Here is a 270-nt window from a genome sequence, read left to right on the forward strand (position 1 = left end):
TGACCCCCTCCTTGTAAGGGAGGTGCTCTCCCAACTGAGCTAATCGCCCACAATAATGTGGTGGGTTGTACAGGATTCGAACCTGTGACCAATTGATTAAAAGTCAACTGCTCTACCAACTGAGCTAACAACCCAATGGCGTCCCATAGGGGAGTCGAACCCCTGTTACCGCCGTGAAAGGGCGGTGTCCTAGGCCTCTAGACGAATGGGACACACTGATATGTTTGGGAACATATCCTCTTATAACTTCAACCTATACAATCTGTGTGA

The 270-nt window shown here is 48.9% G+C and carries 2 tRNA genes; both read right to left on the reverse strand.

The window, feature by feature from the left end:
- Nucleotides 1-58 precede the first annotated feature (58 nt).
- Nucleotides 59-134, reverse strand: a tRNA-Lys gene (locus HLG76_RS14755).
- Between the two features lie 2 nt (nt 135-136).
- Nucleotides 137-212: transfer RNA gene (locus HLG76_RS14760), tRNA-Glu, on the reverse strand.
- Between the last annotated feature and the right edge of the window lie 58 nt (nt 213-270).

The sequence above is a fragment of the Salinivibrio sp. EAGSL genome (assembly GCF_013366455.1).
Taxonomy (GTDB): domain Bacteria; phylum Pseudomonadota; class Gammaproteobacteria; order Enterobacterales; family Vibrionaceae; genus Salinivibrio; species Salinivibrio costicola.